Genomic DNA, 19,850 nt, shown 5'->3' on the forward strand with positions numbered 1-19,850 from the left:
CAGCGCAGAGGCTTTAGGCCTGGCCGACCTCGAAGCGGACGAACCGGGTCACGGTCACACCCGCGTCGTCGAGCAGGGCCTTGACCGTCTTCTTGTTGTCCGACACCGACGGCTGGTCGAGCAGCACGACGTCCTTGTAGAAGCCGGTCACGCGGCCTTCGACGATCTTGGACAGGGCCTGCTCGGGCTTGCCCTCGTTGCGGGCGGTCTCCTCGGCGATGCGCCGCTCGTTGGCGACGACGTCCTCGGGCACGTCCTCGCGGGTGAGGTACTTGGCCTTGAGCGCGGCGATCTGCAGGGCGACCGCGTGAGCGGCCTCCTTGTTTTCGCCCTGGTATTCCACCAGCACCCCCACCGCCGGAGGCAGGTCCGCGGCGCGCTTGTGCAGGTAGGTCTCCACGGTGCCGTCGAAGTAGGCGACGCGACGCAACTCGAGCTTCTCGCCGATCTTGGCCGACAGGTCCGCGATGACCTGCTCGACGGTAGGGGCCGCCGAATCGGCGGAAATGCGAGCGGCCTTGAGCGCGTCAACGTCGGTGGCCTTGGCCGCCGCAGCGGCGGCGACGATCTGGTCGGCCACCGACTGGAACTCCGCGTTCTTGGCGACGAAGTCGGTCTCGGAGTTCAACTCGATCAGCGCGCCGTCCTTGGCGGCCACCAGGCCCTCGGCGGTCGCGCGCTCGGCGCGCTTGCCGACGTCCTTGGCGCCCTTGATGCGCAGCAACTCGACGGCCTTGTCGAAATCGCCGCCGGCCTCGACGAGCGCGTTCTTGCTGTCGAGCATGCCGGCACCGGTCAGCTCCCGAAGTCGCTTGACGTCGGCAGCGGTGTAGTTAGCCATATCAGCCTTCTCTTACGGGTTCTGTGCGGGTTTGGGTTCGGTCTGGACGTCGGCCTCGGGGGAGCCGGGCTCGGCACCCGCGGCGGTCGGCGATGCGGTCGCCGGCGCGGTTGCGGAAGCCAGCAGCTCCTGTTCCCACTCGGCGAGCGGCTCGGCGGCCTCGGCGTCCGGCTTGTCGCCGTCACGACCCACGCCCGCGCGGGCCTGCAGACCCTCGGCGACCGCGGCGGCGATCACCCGGGTCAGCAGCGCGGCCGAACGGATCGCGTCGTCGTTGCCCGGGATCGGGTAGTCGACCAGATCGGGGTCGCAGTTGGTGTCGAGGATCGCGATGACCGGGATGCCCAGCTTGCGCGCCTCGCCGACGGCGATGTGCTCCTTGTTGGTGTCGACCACCCACACGGCCGACGGCACCTTGGACATGTCGCGGATACCGCCCAGCGACCGCTCGAGCTTGTTCTTCTCGCGGGTCAGCATCAGGATTTCCTTCTTGGTGCGACCCTCGAAACCACCGGTCTGCTCCATCGTCTCGAGTTCCTTGAGACGCTGCAGCCGCTTGTGCACGGTCTGGAAGTTGGTGAGCATGCCGCCCAGCCAGCGCTGGTTCACGTACGGCATGCCGACGCGGGTGGCCTCTTCGGCGATCGACTCCTGCGCCTGCTTCTTGGTGCCGACGAACATGATCGTGCCACCGTGCGCGACCGTCTCCTTGACGAACTCGTACGCCTTGTCGATGTAGGTCAGCGTCTGCTGCAGGTCGATGATGTAGATGCCGTTGCGGTCGGTGAAGATGAACCGCTTCATCTTGGGGTTCCAGCGACGGGTCTGATGCCCGAAGTGGGTGCCGCTGTCGAGCAGCTGTTTCATGGTTACAACAGCCATGAGTCCATGGTCCTTTTCGTCGGTTGATGCCGGCGTCGGGTGACGCCGAGCCCTGGTGACTGCTCGGAGTGCCGAACCCTTTCCGAGAACTCGGGCCGGGACCGACGGCATCCGGGGTACGACCTAGTGGAACGGGCCGTGGCGCAGACACGCGAAGTCAGCCCGCGCAAGCGAGCTGCGGTTAGGAGTTTACACCCTGCACAGGGGTGCTTTTTCCACGTCGATTCCATGTCGAGCCGGTTGTCCACAGATCCTCGTCGCGGTCTGGCGCCGGTTGGGCGTGGTGCGCTGAGCTGGGGTTATGCGTTGGGTCGCGCTCTTGGCCGCCGCGGTCGTGTCCGGGCTGGCGTGGGCGGTGCCCGCAGCCGCGCAGGACGGTCGGTTGTCCTGGCCGCTGCGGCCACGCCCCGCGGTGACCAGGGCCTTCGACGCCGCCGAGCCGAACTGGACGCCGGGACATCGCGGCGTCGACCTCGCGGGCACACCGGGTGCGCGTGTGCTGGCGGCGGCCGAGGGCACCGTGGTTTTCGCGGGTGAGCTGGCAGGGCGGCCGGTCGTGTCACTCGCCCACCCCGGCGGCCTGCGGACCAGCTACGAACCGGTCCGGGCGACGGTCGTGCGGGGACAGCGCGTCGGCGCCGAGGCGGTGATCGGGGTGTTGGAGGCCGGACATCCGGGCTGCCCGCGCTCGGCGTGCCTGCACTGGGGCGCGATGTGGGGCCCGGCGTCACGCGCCGACTACGTCGACCCGCTCGGGCTGGTGGTCACCACCCCGATCCGCCTGAAACCCGTCACGGGCTGACTTGCTCCCTATGGGCCGAGCGTGCATGTCTGTACACGCCACGCCGCTCTTTCTCCGCCATCTACGCACGCTCGAGACGCGACGAGCGTGCGCCTAACGTCGAACCGTGGCCACCGACGCTCATCGCTGCCGGCCCATGCGTTTCGGGCTCACTGCCGGCCTGCCGCGCACCGGCGAGCAGATGCGGACGTTCGCCCGCGCGGTCGAAAGTTCGGGCTTCGACGTGTTGTCGTTCGCCGACCACCTCGTGCCCATGGCGCCGCCGTTCACCAGCGCCGCCGCGGCCGCGATGGCCACCGAGCGGTTGCACGTCGGAACGCTGGTGCTCAACAACGACTTCCGTCATCCCGTCGAAACGGCCCGCGAGGCGGCGGGCCTCGCGCTCGTCTCCGACGGCCGGTTCGAACTGGGCATCGGCGCCGGGCACATGAAATCCGAGTACGACGCCGCCGGTATTCCGTTCGACGACGGCCGAATCCGCGTGTCGCGGTTGGCCGAGGCGGCCGAGGTGATCCGCGCGCTGCTCGACGGTCGGCCCGTCGATGCCGGCCTCCAGCACTACCGGATCCGCGCCGAAGCAGGCCGGCTGCTTCCGGTTCCGTCTTCACGCGTGCCACTGTTGATCGGCGGCAACGGAACTCGCGTCCTGAGACTCGCGGGACGGATCGCCGACATCGTCGGGCTCGCGGGCATCACCCACAACCGCGACGCCACCGCGGTCCGGCTGACACATTTCGACGCCGAAGGACTCGCGAACCGCATCGCCGTGGTGCGCGAGGCCGCAGGTAACCGGTTCGACCGCATCGAACTCAACGTGCTGATCCAGGCCGTGGTCGTGACCGATGAGCCGCACCGAGCCGCCGAACAGCTGGCCGCTTCGCTTGGTGGCGTCTCCCCCGAACGCCTGCTGACGTCGCCGTTCGTGCTGATCGGCACACACGAGCAGATGGCCGAACAACTCAGCGATCGCCGGCAGCGGTTCGGGGTCAGTTACTGGACCGTCTTCGACGAACTGCCGGGGCGACCGTCGGCGATGCCGGATATCGCCGAGGTGATCAAGCTGCTGCGCTGAGCGCGTCGAGAAACTCCAGCATCGCAGATACCACGACGTCGGGCCGATCCCGCTGAACCCAATGTGCCGCGCCCGCAACGACTTCGAGGTGAGCCTGCGGTATCAGTTCGGCCGCGGCCCGCGCCGCCGACAGCGGCACGCTGGTGTCCTTGTCGCCGTGAACGATCAGCGCCGGACGCGGAAACGTCGCGAGCCGGTCGCGGTAGTCGGTGGCAAGACGGTTCCACCGGACCTGGTCGCGCTGCCACTGTCCGAACGCGTCGAACGCGTGATCCGTGCGGGCAGCCGCCATGATCTCGTCGACCAGCTCGGGTGTGCGCGCCGCGGGGTCACCGATCAACGCCGGCATCACCCACTCCATGGCACGCCTGCTTCGCCCCGACCACCGGCTCACCGCACTCAGCAGTCCGGTGCGCACCATGGCCCAGGTCAGGACCTGCCGGACTCCCGACAGCGGTCCGTCAGACAGTCGGGACATGAACCCGTAACTGCCCAACAGCATTGCCCCCGTGACCTTTTGCGGCCGGTCCAGCACGTGCCCGATCGTCATCCCACCACCGAGCGACAGACCGCCGACCGCGTAACGGTCCAACCCAAGCGCGTCGACGAAGTCCCCGACGTAGCCGACCAACCGATCCTGAGTCGACGGCCAAGGCGCCGGCGGGCTGTCGCCGTAGCCCGGATGGTCCGGAGCGAGCACGCGGTAGCCGCCGGCCGCGAGCCTCGGTCCGACACCACCCCAGGACAGCGATGCGCTGTCCACTCCGGCGCCGTGCAGCAGCACCACCGTCGGCGCGCCAGCCTGATCGGGCGCCCATTCGAGGTAACCGACCGGCCCCCACGACAGCCGAACTGTTGCCCTTCGCACGAGTCCTCCTTTGCGATCTCGGTGTCCGCGCAGTCGCTGAGCGATCGCTAGAGCACCGAAACCACCGTAGTCACGCGCGGGGGTGGGCCTGGTCGTGGACGGCGCGCAGCCGTGCGACCGTGACATGTGTGTAGAGCTGCGTGGTGGCAAGCGAGGAATGGCCGAGCAACTCCTGCACAATGCGCAGATCGGCGCCGCCTTCGAGCAGATGCGTTGCGGCGCTGTGGCGCAACCCGTGCGGTCCGATGTCGGGCGCGCCGTCGACGGCCGCGACGGTCTGGTGCACGACGGTGCGCGCCTGGCGAGGGTCGAGCCGACGGCCACGCGCCCCCAGCAGCAGCGCCGGCCCCGAATCCGCGGTCGCCAACGCCGGCCTGCCGCGATCGAGCCACGCCGTCAGCGCATCCTGCGCCGGCGCACCGAACGGCACCGTCCGTTGTTTGTCGCCCTTGCCAAGGACCCGCAGCAGCCGCCGCGGCATGTCGACGTCGTCGATGTCGAGTCCGCAGAGCTCGCTGACGCGAATACCGGTGGCGTACAACAACTCCACGATCAGCAGGTCGCGCAGCGCCATCGGATCGCTCTGTTCGGCCCCGGATTTCGCGGCCGCCATGGCGTCGAGTGCCTGGTCCTCGCGCAACACCGCGGGCAGCTCACGCCGAGCCTTCGGCACCTGCAACCGGGCCGCAGGATCGCCGGCGATCAACCCGCGCCGCACCGCCCACGCCGTGAACATCTTGACCGCCGACGTGCGCCGGGCCAGCGTCGTACGGGCGGCGCCGGCCGCGGCCTGGGCAGCCAGCCATGCCCGCAGCACCGGCAGGCTCAGCGCCTCGAGACCGACGTCGTGTCCGCGCTCGGACATGAACCCGAACAGCGACCGCAGATCTCCGAGATAGGCGCGGCGGGTGTGCTCGGAGCGGCCCCGCTCCAGCGCGAGGTACTCGTCGAACTCCTCGAGGACGCCTTCCACGACACCAACCGTCGCAGAGTCGCACCGCAACGCTCAGGTGACGCGCCGCAGCGTGTCCGGAGTGAGATCGGCAAGCGTGGGATAGCCATCGACGGCCATCGTCAGATCGGCCTCGGCCAGCAGCGAACGCAGCACGTGAACGACACCGTCCACGCCGCCGAGCGCCAAGCCGTAGGCGTAGGGCCGCCCGATTCCGACGGCCGTCGCGCCGAGCGCGAGCGCTTTGACGATGTCGGACCCGCTGCGAATGCCCGAGTCGAACAACACCGGTAGCCCGTCGGCCGCCTCCACGACGCCGGGCAGGCAATCGATGGCCGCGAGCCCGCCGTTGGCCTGTCGTCCGCCGTGATTCGAGCAGTAGATCGCGTCGACGCCCCCGTCCTTGGCGCGCCGCGCGTCGTCGGGATGGCAGATGCCCTTGACGATGAGCGGTAGATCGGTCAGCGAACGCAGCCACGGCAGGTCGTCCCACGTCAGCGGGTTGCCGAAGAGGCCCACCCAGTGCATGACGGTGCCCTGTGGGTTCTCCTCGGGCGGCTGCGGCAGCGCGGCACGGAAGACCGGGTCGCTGGTGTAGTTGGCCAGGCAGCGGCCGCGCAGCTGCGGGAAGTTCGACGTCGACAGGTCACGCGGTCGCCAACCGGGCACCCAGGTGTCGAGGGTGACGATGATCCCCTTGTATCCCGCCGCCTCGGCGCGGTGGACGAGGCTGGCGGCCAACTCCCGGTCGGTGGGCGTGTACAGCTGGAAAAAGCCTGGCGTGTCACCGAATTCGGCGGCGACGTCCTCGAGCGGGTCCTCGGTGAGGGTCGACACCACCATCGGCACCCCGGTGCGCGCCGCGGCGCGGGCCGTCGCGAGGTCGCCATGCCCGTCCTGCGCGCAGATGCCGATCACCCCGATCGGCGCCATGAACACCGGCGACGGCAAGGTCATGCCGAACAGGTTGACCGAGAGGTCGCGTTCGCGGGTGGCGCGGAACATCCGCGGCATCAGGCCCCAGTTGTCGAACGCGGTGCGATTGAGGCGCTGGGTCCGTTCGTCCCCGGCTCCTCCCGCGACGTAGGAGTACACCGACGGCGGCATGGCCGCTTCGGCCTTGGCCTCCCACTCTGCGAACGTCATCGGCAGCTTCGGCATGATGCCGGAGAGGCCCTGCAGGTAGATCTCGAACTGGTAGTTACCGAACGTCATTCTCTAATTCCCTCCATCTACCAGATGACTTGATGTGGTATCGAAGCCACATCGCCTAGCAGAGCGCTACTGGGTCCAACATCGTCTGAATGCAGAGGACACGGCTCTGCCTGCAATCGCTGAGTTGACGGCTGACAGAATTTAAGTCGCTGCTTGACGCGTTGATTCATCAAAACGAAAGCTTCAGCTCTCGTGTAGGGCGCCGTTGCTGTCCCGTCGTCTAGTCCTCGGCGATATCCGCGTGCGGTTCGCCGACCACCAGCGGTGCCGAACCAGCCGACGCGCTGCCGAACAGTTCGCGTAGCCCACAACCGAAGAGACGGCGGCATCACGCCACCGGCTGGCGGCGGCGCTGGCACCAACCGCGTGGGAGGTGCAGGCGCCGCTGGGTGCTGTCGATCGATGCGGTACTGCCATTGCTGGGAAACCTACAGTCCACGAAGAGTATCTCTGGCTTCAGCCGCAGCAATCGTGTCGTGACGCGTCACTGGTGTGCGGCCACAGGTCACCGTTGCGGGCACAGCGCGTCTCCGAGAACACGGCAGAAGTTTAAGTCCAGGAGCAGGTCAGATCTTGGTGTCGATAAAGACCGCTCGCACGATTTTGAGGTGACCTATCTCGAAAACGATGCGTCCGAGAGTCTCGAAATTCGTGTCGCAAAGCGGACGAAGCGCAACGTTGTTGGTTAGACCTCATCGGGCCATTCATCTCGCGAATTCATACTTCCCCAGTCACCCCGTGAATCGAGGCCATCCCAGTGGTCCCATGTCTGGCGGTGTCTGTCGCGAGGCCGGATGATTCGCCTTCGCAGTTCCAGCAGCAACTCTTCGGTGGAGGCACCGGCTAGGGCGTCGTCGGTGGCGAAGGAACGATGTCGAGGCTCGGGGCTTTCGCGGCGTAGCTTGACCACCAGGTCTTTAGGTTCGCCTCCGGCGAGAATGGTGTCAATGCTGCCCGGTGCCCAGCCCAGCTTGTTTTCCAGCATGGCGTAAGTGCCGGGGCTGGCTCTGCGGACGCCGTTCTCGATGTCGGCGAGGGTGCGCACGGTAAATTGCAGACTGCTCGCGAAGTCGGTGCGGGTGCGGTAGCCCAACTCAACACGGCGACTGACTATGTGGTGGCCGAGCCGTTCCAGGGAATGTCGGTCCATGGCCAGATCATGACCTCCCCCGTCGACTATGTCGAGTCGCTGCACGCAATCGTTTCCATTCTGCGTGCAGAAGATGCAATCACTTCCGTGGCACCCCAGCCAGATCAGCCCTGACCTGTGTAATCGTGTCCCAGAACAGTTCCTCCACCTTCTCCTTTGACAGCCCGGCCACCTCTACTCGCGGAATTCCCGCAAGTTCGCGGCGCACCACCTTGGCATCGGGCAGGGCGTCGCCTGTCCACCATTCTTGGCGGATATCGAAGTCATCGAAGCGCTCGCCAGAACGGGTATGGCGCAGCTCAGCGCGCCGCTTGCTCACCGGGACTCGCGCCCACCACGACGCCCGCCAGTACGGGCCATCGTAGGCACTCGGGGGGGCACCGGTCTGCCATTCCTCCACGTGCACAGACTGGACTGGGGCGATGCCGTTGTAGTCCTGCACGAACCGATCCGCTTCTTCGCGATCATCGTAGATCCGCTCGATGCGGTAGGTGTCGCCGCTGCCCGCCGTCACCACGAACACCGTCGTCATCGCCGCCTCCCTTATCCGCTGGTGGCAGCTCAAGTGTCCCACCGCCACTGCCCTCTCACGGACTGATTCGGCGAGCACACCAAGGGACAGCCCTCTCCTGTGATTACTGAGCGAAGTCCGGCGCAGGATGAAATAACTGGAAAATATATCTTTACACATGAGAAAATTTCCGTTACGTTCCCATCATTGCCTCGCGTCGAATTGCTGCTCAGCAGGGGCGCATCGGCTTCAGGCACACCTTCGATCTCCGCATGACGAAAGGAAACGCCGTGAGACATCGCCCCATGCGGTCAGTGCCACTGCCGCTGCCATTGCGGCCGCGTCGATGCACCCAGCGGCCAAACTCGCCTGCCACCGCCACGGCCTTCATGGTGTTCGAAGCGCTTGTTCCGTTTATCGACATTGCTGGATCGAGGCGCATCACCGGCGAGCCTGAAGTCGAGCGGCTGCCACAACCCGTCTGCTGACGCCGAAAGGAGAAGTCCGCAATTTGTATTCAGTCGCCCCCGCCAGGGAGGCCGGGGGCGCTCGATTCGAGGAATGAAAATGATGTTCAACGCATTGGCGTCCACCGCGAGTGCCTTATTGGTGGCGACTGTTTTCTGGGGGTCACCATCGGCAGGGACGCCACAGGTGGAGCTGTCCGCGGACGCGACGGCTCTGGTCCTCGGCGCGACCAGCTTTCCGACCCCGAACCAGTTCATCATCGACTGGACCAAAGACAAGTACGTTGCGCCGGTCTATTCCGGCCGCGATATCGATATCGAGTACATCCCGGTGACGACGCCGCAGGAGTTCTGGCCAATCACGGGCGTGTTCCGCGTGATTGGCCCGGCTCTGGCGGCGGTGGACCCACGCATCTCGCCCAAGCTCATCGCCGCTCAGTTCCCGGACGGGATGCCGCTGTGGAAACTCTCGGGCTTGTTCGACCTCACCGCCGACCAGTCGATCCGGAAAGGTGCCGACATCCTGGAGGCCCGCATTGCCCAGCAACTGGCCGACCACCCCGGGGAACCGATCATCGTCACCGGCATCTCGCAGGGCGCGGGCGTAGCGAACGTCGTCAAGGCACGGCTTGCGGAGAAGTACGCGGGCGACCCCAACCCGCCTGACATCGACTTCGTGCTGGCCGGTGATCCGAACCTACCCAACGGTGGCTTGTTGTCGCGGTTCGACGGGCTGTACATTCCGATTCTCGACTTCTCATTCAGCGGCCCGGCACCGAGCGACACCCCGTTCGAAACCGTAGAGATCTTTCGGCAATACGACGGGTTCACCGATTTTCCGCTGTACCCGATCAACGTCGTGTCGGACGTGAACGCGCTGTTCGGGTTGATCTTCGTGCACCTCTACCTCGGCGAGGTCAGCCTCCCCGAGGACCCAGAGATCAACTCCCCGGCGTTCGTCGGCAAGCACGGTGACACCAGCTACTACTTCTTCCGGTCTGAGAACCTGCCGTTATTTGAGCCGCTGCGCATCGCCGGTGTTCCGGAGTCAGTCATCGACGTGTTCGAGCCGTTCGTCCGCGAGATCGTCGAGCTGGGGTACGACCGCAGCATCAAGCCGTGGGAGCCCACCCCGGCGCGACTGATCCCGCGGCTCGATCCCGCGAAGGTAGCCACCGATCTCGTCACTGCTGCGACCGAGGGCATTCACAACGCCACCGCCCTCGTCTCACCGCCGCCGATCTCCCCCGCACCCGTCGCGCTTGTATCCACTGCTGACGAACCGCAGAATGCGTCACCCCAAGCCGAGGTCCGGTCCACCGCAGAAGTCGACACGGCAACCACGGCGGCAATGACAGCGACCGAACGGGTTGACACATCCATTCAGGATGCTCCGGCAGAACCGGTGGGCGACCGGTCGGCATCGGTAATGAGCGAGCCTTCTGCGACCGACTCCGGACAGCGAAACGAGGCATCCCAGCCGGTTAAATCTCGCGTGCGGGATTCATCACGGGCCGAGCCGGTCAAGCCACAAGTGCGGAATCCATTGCGGGCCGAGCCGGTAAGACGTCAGGTGCGGGGCTCCTTGCGGGTCGAGCCGTCCCGGGTTGACGAGGGGGGTGTCGGGATGACTCGGCCTGACACCGCTGACAACGAGGCCGACGCAGAGGACGCGGGCGAGGACTCGCGATCGTCATCAGATGCGTCGTCGGCAGGCTCCGATTCTCGCTCAGGTAACTAATGTTGCTCCATCCAGCGGGGATGGGACGACGGACAAGATGTCCTGACGGGCGCCGACGGTCGGGTCCGGAAACCGGATCCTCCGGTCGCTACCCCCGTGATAGAGAGGAGAAAAGCGGGCATAACGCTCCCTACGCCCCCATGACAGTCGTCAGAGCAAGGGTGAGAGTCAACCCGACGGCGGGCATCTAACGCACGCGTCTGTAAGTCGGCGCTAGGCGTTATCTACCGAACTGGTAGTTACCGAACGTCATGCGGCCAGCGTGCCAGGCCGCTCGTCAGGCGCTGGCCTCGGCCTTGGCGAGCTCGGTCTTCCACTGGCGGAAGGTCTCCTCGGTGCGGCCGCGTCGCCAGTAGCCGGAGATCGATGACGCCCATTTCGCCTCGATGCCGCGCTCCTTGCGGATGTAGGGCCGCAGGTTGTGCATGACGGCCTGGGCCTCGCCGTGGATGAACACCTGCACCTGCCCGGGCAGCCACGGGGTCTCCTTGACCGCGGCGATCAGCGGGGCATGGTCACCGGCCTGATCCTCGGGCACCAGGTCGGCTCGCCCACCGCGATAGATCCAGCGCACCTCGACACCGTCGGGCTTCTTCAGCGGAATCTCGTCGTCGGGGCCGGCGACCTCGATGAAAACTCGCCCGATCGCGTTGTCCGGCAGCGCTTCCAGCGCGGCGCTGATCGCGGGCACCGCGGCTTCGTCGCCCGCCATCAAATGCCAGTCCGCCGCCGGATCGGGCGCATAGGCGCCGCTGGGCCCCATCAGGTAGGCGGGCTGACCGGGGGTCGCGGCCGCCGCCCATGGCCCGGCGACGCCGTGCTCACCGTGCACCACGAAGTCGATGCAGATCTCGCGGCGCTCGGGGTCGACGCTGCGCACGGTGTAGGTGCGCACGGTGGGCCGCCGCTCCGGCGGCAGCGACGAGAACGAGTCGAGTGTCAGCGGCTGCGGCAATTGCGCCACATCGATGCCGCGATCGACGATCACGATCTTGACGTAGGCATCGGTGAACTCGTTCGGGGTGAACGTGTCGAACCCCGACCCGCCGAGAACCAGTCGAATCATGTGCGGTGTCAATTGCTCGGTACGCACCACTTCAAAGGTGTGTATCGGTCGCGCTGCCACGAAGAATCCCTCCAAGAACTCGGCCGACCTGGTCATTCGTCGGCCTTATCGACTATACGAGCGGGCCACGCCGACCGGGGGCCCACGTCGCCGGGCCGACGGACGGCCCACGCAGGCGCACCCGCTCACGATGTTCTCGACCGCTGGCACAGCACCGCTCAGTTGCGGATGTCGGATGGGTGCGTCGCCAGCGGGGTCACCTCGATGAGCATGTACGGGAACAGCGGCAGACCCGAGAGGATCTGGTGCAGTTCGTCGTTGGATTCCACATCGAATATCGAGTAGTTCGCATACTCACCGACGATGCGCCAGATGTGCGGCCATTTGCCTGCGCGTTGCAAATCCTGGCTGTAGCGCTTCTCCCGGGCCACCATCTCGTCGCGTTGCTGCGGGTCGAGGTCGGTCGGGAGGTCGACGTCCATGCGTACGTGGAAGATCACGCGACATCATTCCCCACCGGGTCGAGGACGAAGTCGTAGACGACTTTCTGGGTGCCGTCGGGCTGGCCCTGCGGGTCGAGGACGAGCTCGGGCTTGACGGCATCGGCGATGTCGTCGCCGTTATGCGGGTCGCCGGGGAAATACAGTTGCGCGGTGAGCAGTTCGTAGCCCGGCGCGGAAACCTTGACGTGCAGATGCGCAGGCCGCCACGCGTGCCATCCCGCCGCTGCGATCAACTTGCCGCACGAGCCGTCGGTCGGAATCTGGTAGGGGGCCGGCCGGATGGTGGTGATCTCGAACGCCCCGTCGGCGCCGGTTGTGAAGGTGCCGCGCAGATTCCACTCGGGCAGGTTCGGTGCGAACTGCGAGTAGAAGCCGTCGGCGTCTGCGTGCCACAGTTCGACCTTGCCCGGCAGCGGCGTGCCGTCGGTCGCGGTGATCCGCCCCTCCCACACCAGCGGGGTGCCCTGCTCGCCGTCGCGCATCGGGATCGCCCCGCGCGCACCACATTCGGGTGAGCCGGGCACGTAGTACGGGCCCTCGATGGTGCCCTTGTTGCCCTTGCGGTGGTCGGTGGCGACCTCTTCGACGACGTGCTCCACCCAGACGTCGAGGAACAGCGGCCACTCACCGCCGTTGCCCACGTCGATCAGCCACGCCTTGAGCGCGTTGTACTCGTCGTAGGTGACGCGGTGGCGGCGGATGGTGTCGTGTACGGCCGACAGGACCTCGCGGGCCAACAGGCTGACCCGCTCCTTGGGGGTGTCCCGGACCGCCTGGTACGGAGACTTGTCGGCGTGAAACCGCTCGGTCGCACATGCGCCCGATGCCGCCGCCGTAGCGGTGCCGACCGGAACCTCGATGATGCTTTCCATGGTGGTCATGTCGTGCTCTCTTCTCTCCATTGATCTTTCACACCCGGGGCTGACCGCGGGAAGCCTTACTTGTCGGTGCGGTAACGACCGAGCTTGTCGGTGTCGATGTCGATTCCCAGGCCCGGTCCGGCAGGCACGTGCAGCTGACCGTCGTGGATGCGCAGCGGGGTGGCGAGCAGATCGTCGGCCATATCCAAGAAGTTGGACAGTTCGCCCGCGCGGCGGGATGTCAGCTCGAACGCCGACCCGAACGCGACGGCGCAGGCGGTGCCGAGTTGGCCGTCGATCTGGTTTCCCATCACCACCTCCAATCCGAGTCCCTCGGCGAGGTGATGCACTCGCCGCGAACCGGTGAAACCGGTCCGCGCGGTCTTGATGCTGACCGCGGTCGCCGACCCGCCCATGATCTCGCGCGTGACGTCGGCCGGGGTCGGCACGGATTCGTCGGCGATGAACGGAATGTCGAGGTGCGACACCAGCCAGCGGCGGCCCAGCACATCGTCGGCCGGACAAAGCTCCTCGGCGAAGAGCAGGTCCAGATCGACCATCTCGTTCATCGCGCGCAGCGACTCCGCGGCCGTCCAGCCCCGGTTCCCGTCGATGTAGAGCTCGACGGAGTTCCCGAAGTGCTCGCGGAGCGCGCGCACGACCGCGGTGTCCAGGGAGACCGGCCGGCGACCGACCTTCACCTTGAAGGTCGTGATTCCGTAGACGTCGTTGACGCGTTCGGCCTCGGCCACCATCTTTTCCGGCGTGTCGAAGCCCAACATGTGGCTGACCCGCATGTGGTCGGTGTAGCCGCCGAGCAACGCGGTGACCGGCAACCCGAGGGTCCGGCCGAGCGCGTCCCAGATCGCCATGTCGACAGCGGCTTTCGCGGTGGGGTTGCCCACCGTACGGGCCAGCCGAGCGTGGATCGTTTCGCGCTCGGTGAGCGTCAGACCCACGATCTGCGGCGTGAAGACCTGGCGGATCACCGCGAGGATTCCGTCCTGGGTCTCGCCGTAGGTGAATGGCCGCGGCGGCGCCTCGGCCACGCCGACCACGCCTTCGTCGGTGTGCACCCGCACCAGGACGTGCTCGGCGGCGCGCACCTCGCCCGAGGCGAATTTGAGCGGCTTGACGTAGGGAATCGCGAACGGAATGGCCTCGACGGCAACTATTTTCATGAGTCTTCCTCGCTGAGTGCGGATACCGGCGGCGCGTATGCCGCCGACAAGACGGCCACGACGGCGTCGACGACGGGGTTGTCGACGCCCCGGCGCCACGCGAGTGCCAGTTCGATCGACGCGCCGTCGAGCAGGTCGCGGAACACCACGCCGTGCAGCGGCAACGCCCGTACCGACGCGGGCACCATCGCGACCCCCAGCCCGGCGGCGACCAACGCCAGCAGCACCGCGGTGCCGGGGGCGACGTGTTCGCGGTGCGGCACGAACCCGGCCCGGCGGCAGGCCCGTACGACGGTGTCGTTGACCGCGGAGTCCTGACCCGCATAGCCGATGAACGGCTCGCTGCGCAGGTCCGCCAGCGAGATGACGGGCTCGGCGACCAGTCGATGATCGGCGGACACGGCCAGGATCAGCGGCTCGTCGTCGATGGTCTGCAGCTCGATCTCGTCGCCGACTGCGGGCGGGCGCAGCACGCCGACGTCGAGCGCGCCGGTCTCCAGCCTTTCGCACTGGGCGGGCGTGAGCACGTCGGCGTGGATGTCGAGGGCCAGGGCGGGCAGCTCCTGGCGCAGGATGCGGGCCATCCGCGGAAGGTGAGTGAACGCAGCGGTACCCGTCAGGCCCAGTCGCAACAGTCCAGAGCGGCCGGCGGCGATGCGGCGCACCCCTCGCTGGGCCTCATCGACCCGGTCCAGGATGCGGTCGGCTTCGTCGCGCAGGAACTCGCCCGCGGCGGTCAGTGACACGTGGCGGGTGGTCCGGTTGAACAGCGTGACGTCCAGCTCGTCCTCGAGTTGGCGGATGGCATAGGACAGCGCCGGCTGCGCAACGTGCAGGAGCTCGGCGGCCTGCCCGAAATGGCAGGTCTCGGCCACCGCCGCGAAGTAGCGCAGGTGCCGCAGCTCCATTGCGTCGCTCCCTTCCGGCTGTGTCCGGCCCCCTTGATGAGCCTCGATGTGATCGCCGACACCATTGACGGTAACGGTGCGATCGATAGATCACAAAGACCTATTAGCGACTGATTTAGGGGATTCATTTATCAATAGCCACCTGGGCCACGACTAGGCATAACCCTAGTGTGACCGGCGCCACTCACTGTCAGAGTGCAGATAAGCGTCACATCCACCCCCGTTGGAGGTCCCCATGACCGCATCGATATCCGCCCCGAAAAGCCGCGTCGCCGCCGTGCTGTCCGACGCGGTGATCGACGACCCCGAGGCCGGGATCTACCGGGCCAACCGCCGGATCTTCACCGACGAGGAGATCTTCGAACTCGAGATGAAGCACATCTTCGAGGGCAACTGGGTCTACCTCGCCCACGAGAGCCAGGTCGCGAACCCCGGTGACTACTTCACCACCTACATCGGCAGGCAGCCCGTCGTCATCACCCGCGACAAGAGCGGCCAGATGCACTGTCTGATCAATGCATGCGCACACCGTGGCGCGATGCTCTGCCGACGCAAGACCGACAACCGGATGACGTTGACGTGCCCCTTCCACGGATGGACGTTCCGCAATGACGGAGCTCTGCTCAAGGTCAAGGACCCCGAGGGCGCCGGCTATCCGGAGACGTTCAACGCCAACGGCTCCCACAACCTGACCCGGGTCGCCCGGTTCGAGAGCTATCGCGGCTTCCTGTTCGGCAGCATCAACGACGATGTGTTGCCGCTGTCAGAGCACCTGGGTGACGCCACCAAGGTCATCGACATGCTCGTCGATCAGTCCCCCGACGGCCTGGAGGTGCTGCGGGGGTCGTCGACGTACACCTATGACGGCAACTGGAAAGTGCAGGCGGAGAACGGCGCCGACGGCTACCACGTGACCGCGACGCACTGGAACTATGCAGCCACGACCAGTCGCCGCGGCACCGGCGAATCCTCGAACGACACCAAGGCTCTCGACGCGGGCAACTGGGGCAAGTCGGGCGGCGGGTACTGGTCGTTCCCCCACGGCCACCTGTGCCTGTGGACCTGGGCCGCCAACCCGCAGGATCGACCGCTGTGGGACAAGCTCGACGAGCTCAAGGCCGCGCACGGCGACGCCAAGGGCGATTTCATGGTTCGCGGTTCTCGCAACCTGTGCGTCTACCCGAATCTGTATCTGATGGACCAGTTCTCGACGCAGATCCGGCACTTCCGGCCGATCGCGCCCGACCAGACCGAGGTGACGATCTACTGCATCGCACCGAAAGGCGAAAGCGCCGCTGCCCGGACGCAACGGATCCGCCAGTACGAGGACTTCTTCAACGCGTCCGGGATGGCCACCCCCGACGATCTCGAAGAGTTCCGCTCGTGCCAGTTGACGTTCCGCGCCGAAGCCGCCCCGTGGAACGACATGAGCCGCGGCGCAAAGCACTGGTTGACCGGGCCCGACGAGGTCGCCACCTCATTGGGTATGGACGGCGTCGTATCGGCCGGAGTCAAGAACGAAGACGAGGGTCTCTACCCCGTCCAGCACGGCTACTGGCTGCACACCATGCGCGAGGCGCTGCAGAAGGAATCGGAGAAGTGACGATGACGACCACCGCTGGAACGAGCCCCGCGACAACGGGTTCGGCCGACAAACTGATCACCCAGAACGCCATCGAGCAATTCCTTTACCGCGAGGCGCGCTATCTCGATGACCGCGAGTTCGAGAAGTGGTTGGACTGCTACGCCGATGACGTGCAGTACTGGATGCCCGCATGGACCGACGACGACCGGCTCGTCGAGGACCCTACGCGCGACATCTCGCTGATCTACTACGCCAACAAGGGCGGCCTCGAGGACCGGGTGTTTCGCATCCGCACCGAGCGTTCGTCGGCGACGTCTCTGCCCGAGCCGCGCACCAGCCACAACATCTCCAACGTCGAGGTCATCGAACGACGCGGAAACCTGGTCGACGTCCGGTTCAACTGGCACACCATGTATTTCCGGTACAAGACCATCGACCCGTACTACGGCACGTCCTTCTACACCATCGACTTCACCGGCGACCAACCCTTGATCCGCCGCAAGACGGTCGTGCTCAAGAACGACTACATCCACCACGTGGTGGACATCTACCACGTCTGAGGTGCTGACCATGACCGAACTGCAGGACACCCCGACGTACTCTGTGGCACTGTCTTTCGAGGACGGCGTCACACGCTTCGTCAACTGTCGTCCCGACCAGACCGTCGCCGACGCCTCGTACCGTCAACGCATCAACATCCCGCTGGACTGTCGCGACGGCGCGTGCGGCACCTGCAAGGCCCTGTGCGAAACCGGCCGCTATGACGCCGGGACCTATATCGACGACGCGCTTTCCGCCGACGAGGCCGCCGCCGGTTTCGTCCTGCCCTGCAGCATGCGCCCGCGCTCCGACCTGGTGCTGCAGATCGCGGCAACCTCGGATTCGGCCAAAACCCAAGCGGCCTCTTATACCGGCACACTGACTGTCCTGGAACGTCTTTCGGCCACCACCGTCAAGATCGGCATCGAGATCCCCAACCGTGCCGAGCTGGCGTTCCTGCCCGGTCAGTACGTCAACATCTCGGTACCCGGCACGGACCTGACGCGCTCATACTCATTCTCCAACGCACCCGACGACGAGTTGCTCACTTTTCTGATCAAGCTCACACCGGGTGGGGCGATGTCGGACTATCTGGCCGACCGCGCGGCTGTCGGTGACCGCATCACGTTCACCGGACCCAACGGCTCGTTCTTCCTGCGCGAAGCCGATCGTCCCGTGCTGCTGCTCGCCGGCGGAACCGGTGTGGCGCCGATCCTGTCCATGCTGCGCACCATGCGCGCGGCGGGCAGCGTCCGGCCGGTACACCTCATCTACGGCGTCAGCTCCGACGAAGACCTCACCGCGCTCGACGAGATCACCGAAACCGGTTCGACGCTGGCCAATTTCACGTGGGACTACTGTGTCGCCGACCCCGCCAGCAGGGCACCGAACAAGGGTCCCGACCGCGCCTACGTCACCAACCTGATCGAACCCGACCACCTCAACGGCGGCGACCTGGCCATCTATCTGTGTGGTCCACCGCCGATGGTCGAGGCGGTGCGCAGCCATTTGGCCGGGTCCGGCATCGAGCCCACCGGGTTCTACTACGAGAAGTTCGGGTTGGCCAGAGCCGCGTCCGCCGCCACGGCGACGGCACAGCCGCCCCGCGACACGGCCCCGCCCGCGGCGGTCGACGAGATCCTGCCCGTACCCGACGCCCGCGGGGTGGCCGGTCAGATGATGCTGCCTGCCACCACATTCGCCGCCGCGGCCGGCACCGCCGCAGCCGACGATTCCGTCGCGATCCGCAGCGTCGCAGGCCAATTGATGGTCTCCGGCGGCGGTGGTGAGAGGCGGCCGATCGACACCGACGACGGCCGCCTGCTGGCGTGTGGCGCCCGCAGCGTGGTGGGACAGACCGTCCTGCCGCACGTCGAAACCTGCACTGGCCCTCACACCCCCAGCGAGGTCACCGCCCCGGTGGTCGCCGACGACGGCTACCAGATCGGCGAGGAGCATCCCGAGGTGCGCGAGTCCGACGCCTTGTTCGAGGCGCGTTCGGCGCTCGAACTGGGCGCGCTGGAGCTGACGATCGGACGTCTGTCGAGCCGGCAACTGGCCGGCTACCGCCTTCTCGCGGAGGCGACGCTGCCGTACGTCGACGGCGAGCGTTTCGTCGACGCCGCGCAGTACACCGAGACCAACGCGGCGTTCCACGACTATCTCTTCGCTCTGACCGGCAATGCGCACCTGCTCCAGGCCTACCAGGCGCTCGACGTCAAGGGCCGGATGAGCGATGTGCTGCGCAACGCGACCTGGTGTGACCCCCGCTGCGCCACCGACCACGTCGACATCGTCGCCGCGTTCGAATCCGGCGACCGTGAGGCGGCGCGCACGTTGATCACCGCTCACGCGGCGCGGTCCAAGCAGACGATGCGCCGCGCCATGGCCGAGGCCGCCGAAGCAGCCACGCCGGCGTTCATCACGCCCGGCCGCTTCGCAGGCAAGGTGGTGGTGATCACCGGAGCCGCGCAGGGCATCGGTGAGCACACGGCCCGCCGCATCCACGCCGAAGGTGGCACGGTGGTTTTGGCGGACCGCTCCGAGCTGGTCAAGGAGCTCGCCGATGAGCTTGCGCCACAGGGCTCCCCGGCCATCGCGGTCACCGCGGACCTCGAACACGCCGAGGGCGCCGACACCATGATGGAACAAGCGATCGCATCGTTCGGCCGCGTCGACGTGTTGATCAACAACGTCGGAGGCGCGATCAACTTCAAACCGTTCACCGAGTTCAGCGCGGGCGAGATCCGCGCGGAGATCGACCGGTCACTGATGACGACGCTGTACTCCTGCCGTGCCGCGCTGCCCGCGATGGTCGGGCAGGGCCGCGGTGTCATCGTCAACATCTCCTCCGCCGCAACCCGCGGCGTGCACCGCATCCCGTACTCGGCGGCCAAGGGCGGTATCAACGCGATCACCGCATCGCTTGCGATGGAGTACGCCGAGCGCGGCATCCGAAGCGTCGCCACCGCGCCTGGCGGCACCGCGGCGCCTCCGCGGCGGATCTCGCGCGGTACACCCGATCCGGAAACCGCGACGCAGCAGGCGTGGTTCGACGCGCACATCGAGCAGACGGTCGAATCCTCGTTGCTCAAGCGCTACGGCACACTCGACGAACAGGCCGCAGCCATCTGCTTCCTGGCCTCCGACGAGGCGTCCTACATCACCGGCACCGTTCTGCCGGTCGCCGGTGGTGATCAGGGCTAG

18 protein-coding genes are annotated in these 19,850 nt (G+C 66.6%); 6 read left to right on the top strand and 12 right to left on the bottom strand.

Translation table 11 applies throughout. The features are described from left to right. Positions 1–13 precede the first annotated feature (13 nt). Positions 14–841 carry a translation elongation factor Ts gene (gene tsf, locus AU197_RS10945; RefSeq protein WP_064402693.1) on the bottom strand — a complete coding sequence of 276 codons (828 nt, stop codon included), beginning with the start codon at positions 839–841 and terminating at the stop codon, positions 14–16. Positions 842–853: 12 nt separating this feature from the next. Further along, entirely contained in the window at positions 854–1,723 is an 870-nt protein-coding gene (gene rpsB, locus AU197_RS10950) for a 30S ribosomal protein S2 (RefSeq protein WP_064402694.1), read from the bottom strand. A gap of 301 nt (positions 1,724–2,024) precedes the next feature. Between rpsB and AU197_RS10955 the strand changes: the two genes are divergently transcribed. Together AU197_RS10955 and AU197_RS10960 are read left to right on the top strand one after the other, a co-directional pair. Next, complete coding sequence (locus tag AU197_RS10955; RefSeq protein WP_064402695.1) at positions 2,025–2,525, top strand: murein hydrolase activator EnvC family protein; 501 nt, start codon at positions 2,025–2,027, stop codon at positions 2,523–2,525. A 136-nt stretch (positions 2,526–2,661) separates the two neighbouring features. Next, the gene (locus tag AU197_RS10960) at positions 2,662–3,597 is read left to right on the top strand and encodes an LLM class F420-dependent oxidoreductase (RefSeq protein WP_082696610.1); all 936 of its coding nucleotides are present in this window, start codon (positions 2,662–2,664) and stop codon (positions 3,595–3,597) included. On the opposite strand, the gene AU197_RS10965 is transcribed toward AU197_RS10960, so the two are convergent. The 5 genes from AU197_RS10965 to AU197_RS10985 all read right to left on the bottom strand — a co-directional run bounded on the left by AU197_RS10965 (position 3,581) and on the right by AU197_RS10985 (position 8,314). Then, positions 3,581–4,465: an alpha/beta fold hydrolase gene (locus AU197_RS10965; protein WP_064402697.1), complete on the bottom strand. Its 885-nt coding sequence runs from the start codon at positions 4,463–4,465 to the stop codon at positions 3,581–3,583. The two genes, AU197_RS10960 and AU197_RS10965, sit on opposite strands and share 17 nt — an antisense overlap. Before the next feature lie 70 nt (positions 4,466–4,535). Next, positions 4,536–5,438: a tyrosine recombinase XerC gene (locus AU197_RS10970; protein ID WP_064402698.1), complete on the bottom strand. Its 903-nt coding sequence runs from the start codon at positions 5,436–5,438 to the stop codon at positions 4,536–4,538. Between the two features lie 33 nt (positions 5,439–5,471). Continuing rightward, a complete protein-coding gene (locus AU197_RS10975; protein WP_064402699.1) occupies positions 5,472–6,632 on the bottom strand; it encodes an alpha-hydroxy-acid oxidizing protein in 1,161 nt (386 codons plus the stop codon). 685 nt (positions 6,633–7,317) lie between these two features. Beyond that, on the bottom strand, positions 7,318–7,782 hold the full coding sequence (locus AU197_RS10980) for a helix-turn-helix domain-containing protein (protein ID WP_064402700.1): 465 nt from the start codon (positions 7,780–7,782) through the stop codon (positions 7,318–7,320). Positions 7,783–7,861: 79 nt separating this feature from the next. Next, on the bottom strand, positions 7,862–8,314 hold the full coding sequence (locus tag AU197_RS10985; RefSeq protein WP_156434379.1) for a hypothetical protein: 453 nt from the start codon (positions 8,312–8,314) through the stop codon (positions 7,862–7,864). A gap of 384 nt (positions 8,315–8,698) precedes the next feature. Here AU197_RS10985 and AU197_RS10990 point away from each other — a divergent pair, with 384 nt between their 5' ends. After that, positions 8,699–10,501 carry a PE-PPE domain-containing protein gene (locus AU197_RS10990; protein ID WP_231744891.1) on the top strand — a complete coding sequence of 601 codons (1,803 nt, stop codon included), beginning with the start codon at positions 8,699–8,701 and terminating at the stop codon, positions 10,499–10,501. Positions 10,502–10,778: 277 nt separating this feature from the next. Here the strand turns inward: AU197_RS10990 and AU197_RS10995 are convergent, their stop codons facing one another. The 5 genes from AU197_RS10995 to AU197_RS11015 all read right to left on the bottom strand — a co-directional run bounded on the left by AU197_RS10995 (position 10,779) and on the right by AU197_RS11015 (position 15,019). Beyond that, complete coding sequence (locus tag AU197_RS10995) at positions 10,779–11,627, bottom strand: siderophore-interacting protein (RefSeq protein WP_064402879.1); 849 nt, start codon at positions 11,625–11,627, stop codon at positions 10,779–10,781. A 158-nt stretch (positions 11,628–11,785) separates the two neighbouring features. Continuing rightward, positions 11,786–12,067 carry a muconolactone Delta-isomerase gene (gene catC / locus AU197_RS11000; RefSeq protein WP_064402703.1) on the bottom strand — a complete coding sequence of 94 codons (282 nt, stop codon included), beginning with the start codon at positions 12,065–12,067 and terminating at the stop codon, positions 11,786–11,788. Further along, positions 12,064–12,951 carry a catechol 1,2-dioxygenase gene (catA, locus tag AU197_RS11005; protein ID WP_064402704.1) on the bottom strand — a complete coding sequence of 296 codons (888 nt, stop codon included), beginning with the start codon at positions 12,949–12,951 and terminating at the stop codon, positions 12,064–12,066. Before catA ends, catC begins: the two co-directional genes overlap by 4 nt. A 56-nt stretch (positions 12,952–13,007) precedes the next feature. Further along, positions 13,008–14,111 (bottom strand): mandelate racemase/muconate lactonizing enzyme family protein, encoded by a 1,104-nt coding sequence (locus tag AU197_RS11010; RefSeq protein WP_064402705.1) that lies wholly within the window; start codon positions 14,109–14,111, stop codon positions 13,008–13,010. Further along, entirely contained in the window at positions 14,108–15,019 is a 912-nt protein-coding gene (locus tag AU197_RS11015; RefSeq protein WP_064402706.1) for a LysR substrate-binding domain-containing protein, read from the bottom strand. Before AU197_RS11015 ends, AU197_RS11010 begins: the two co-directional genes overlap by 4 nt. A gap of 235 nt (positions 15,020–15,254) precedes the next feature. Between AU197_RS11015 and benA the strand changes: the two genes are divergently transcribed. From benA to benC, 3 genes are read left to right on the top strand one after another with little or no spacing between them, the layout of a single operon-like run. After that, the gene (gene benA, locus AU197_RS11020; protein WP_064402707.1) at positions 15,255–16,622 is read left to right on the top strand and encodes a benzoate 1,2-dioxygenase large subunit; all 1,368 of its coding nucleotides are present in this window, start codon (positions 15,255–15,257) and stop codon (positions 16,620–16,622) included. Between the two features lie 2 nt (positions 16,623–16,624). Continuing rightward, entirely contained in the window at positions 16,625–17,164 is a 540-nt protein-coding gene (benB, locus tag AU197_RS11025; protein ID WP_064402880.1) for a benzoate 1,2-dioxygenase small subunit, read from the top strand. A gap of 10 nt (positions 17,165–17,174) precedes the next feature. After that, positions 17,175–19,850, top strand: coding sequence for a benzoate 1,2-dioxygenase electron transfer component BenC (gene benC, locus AU197_RS11030; protein WP_064402881.1), 2,676 nt, complete (start codon positions 17,175–17,177; stop codon positions 19,848–19,850).

This window comes from Mycobacterium sp. IS-1590 (assembly GCF_001500025.1).
In the GTDB taxonomy this organism is placed as follows: Bacteria; Actinomycetota; Actinomycetes; order Mycobacteriales; family Mycobacteriaceae; genus Mycobacterium.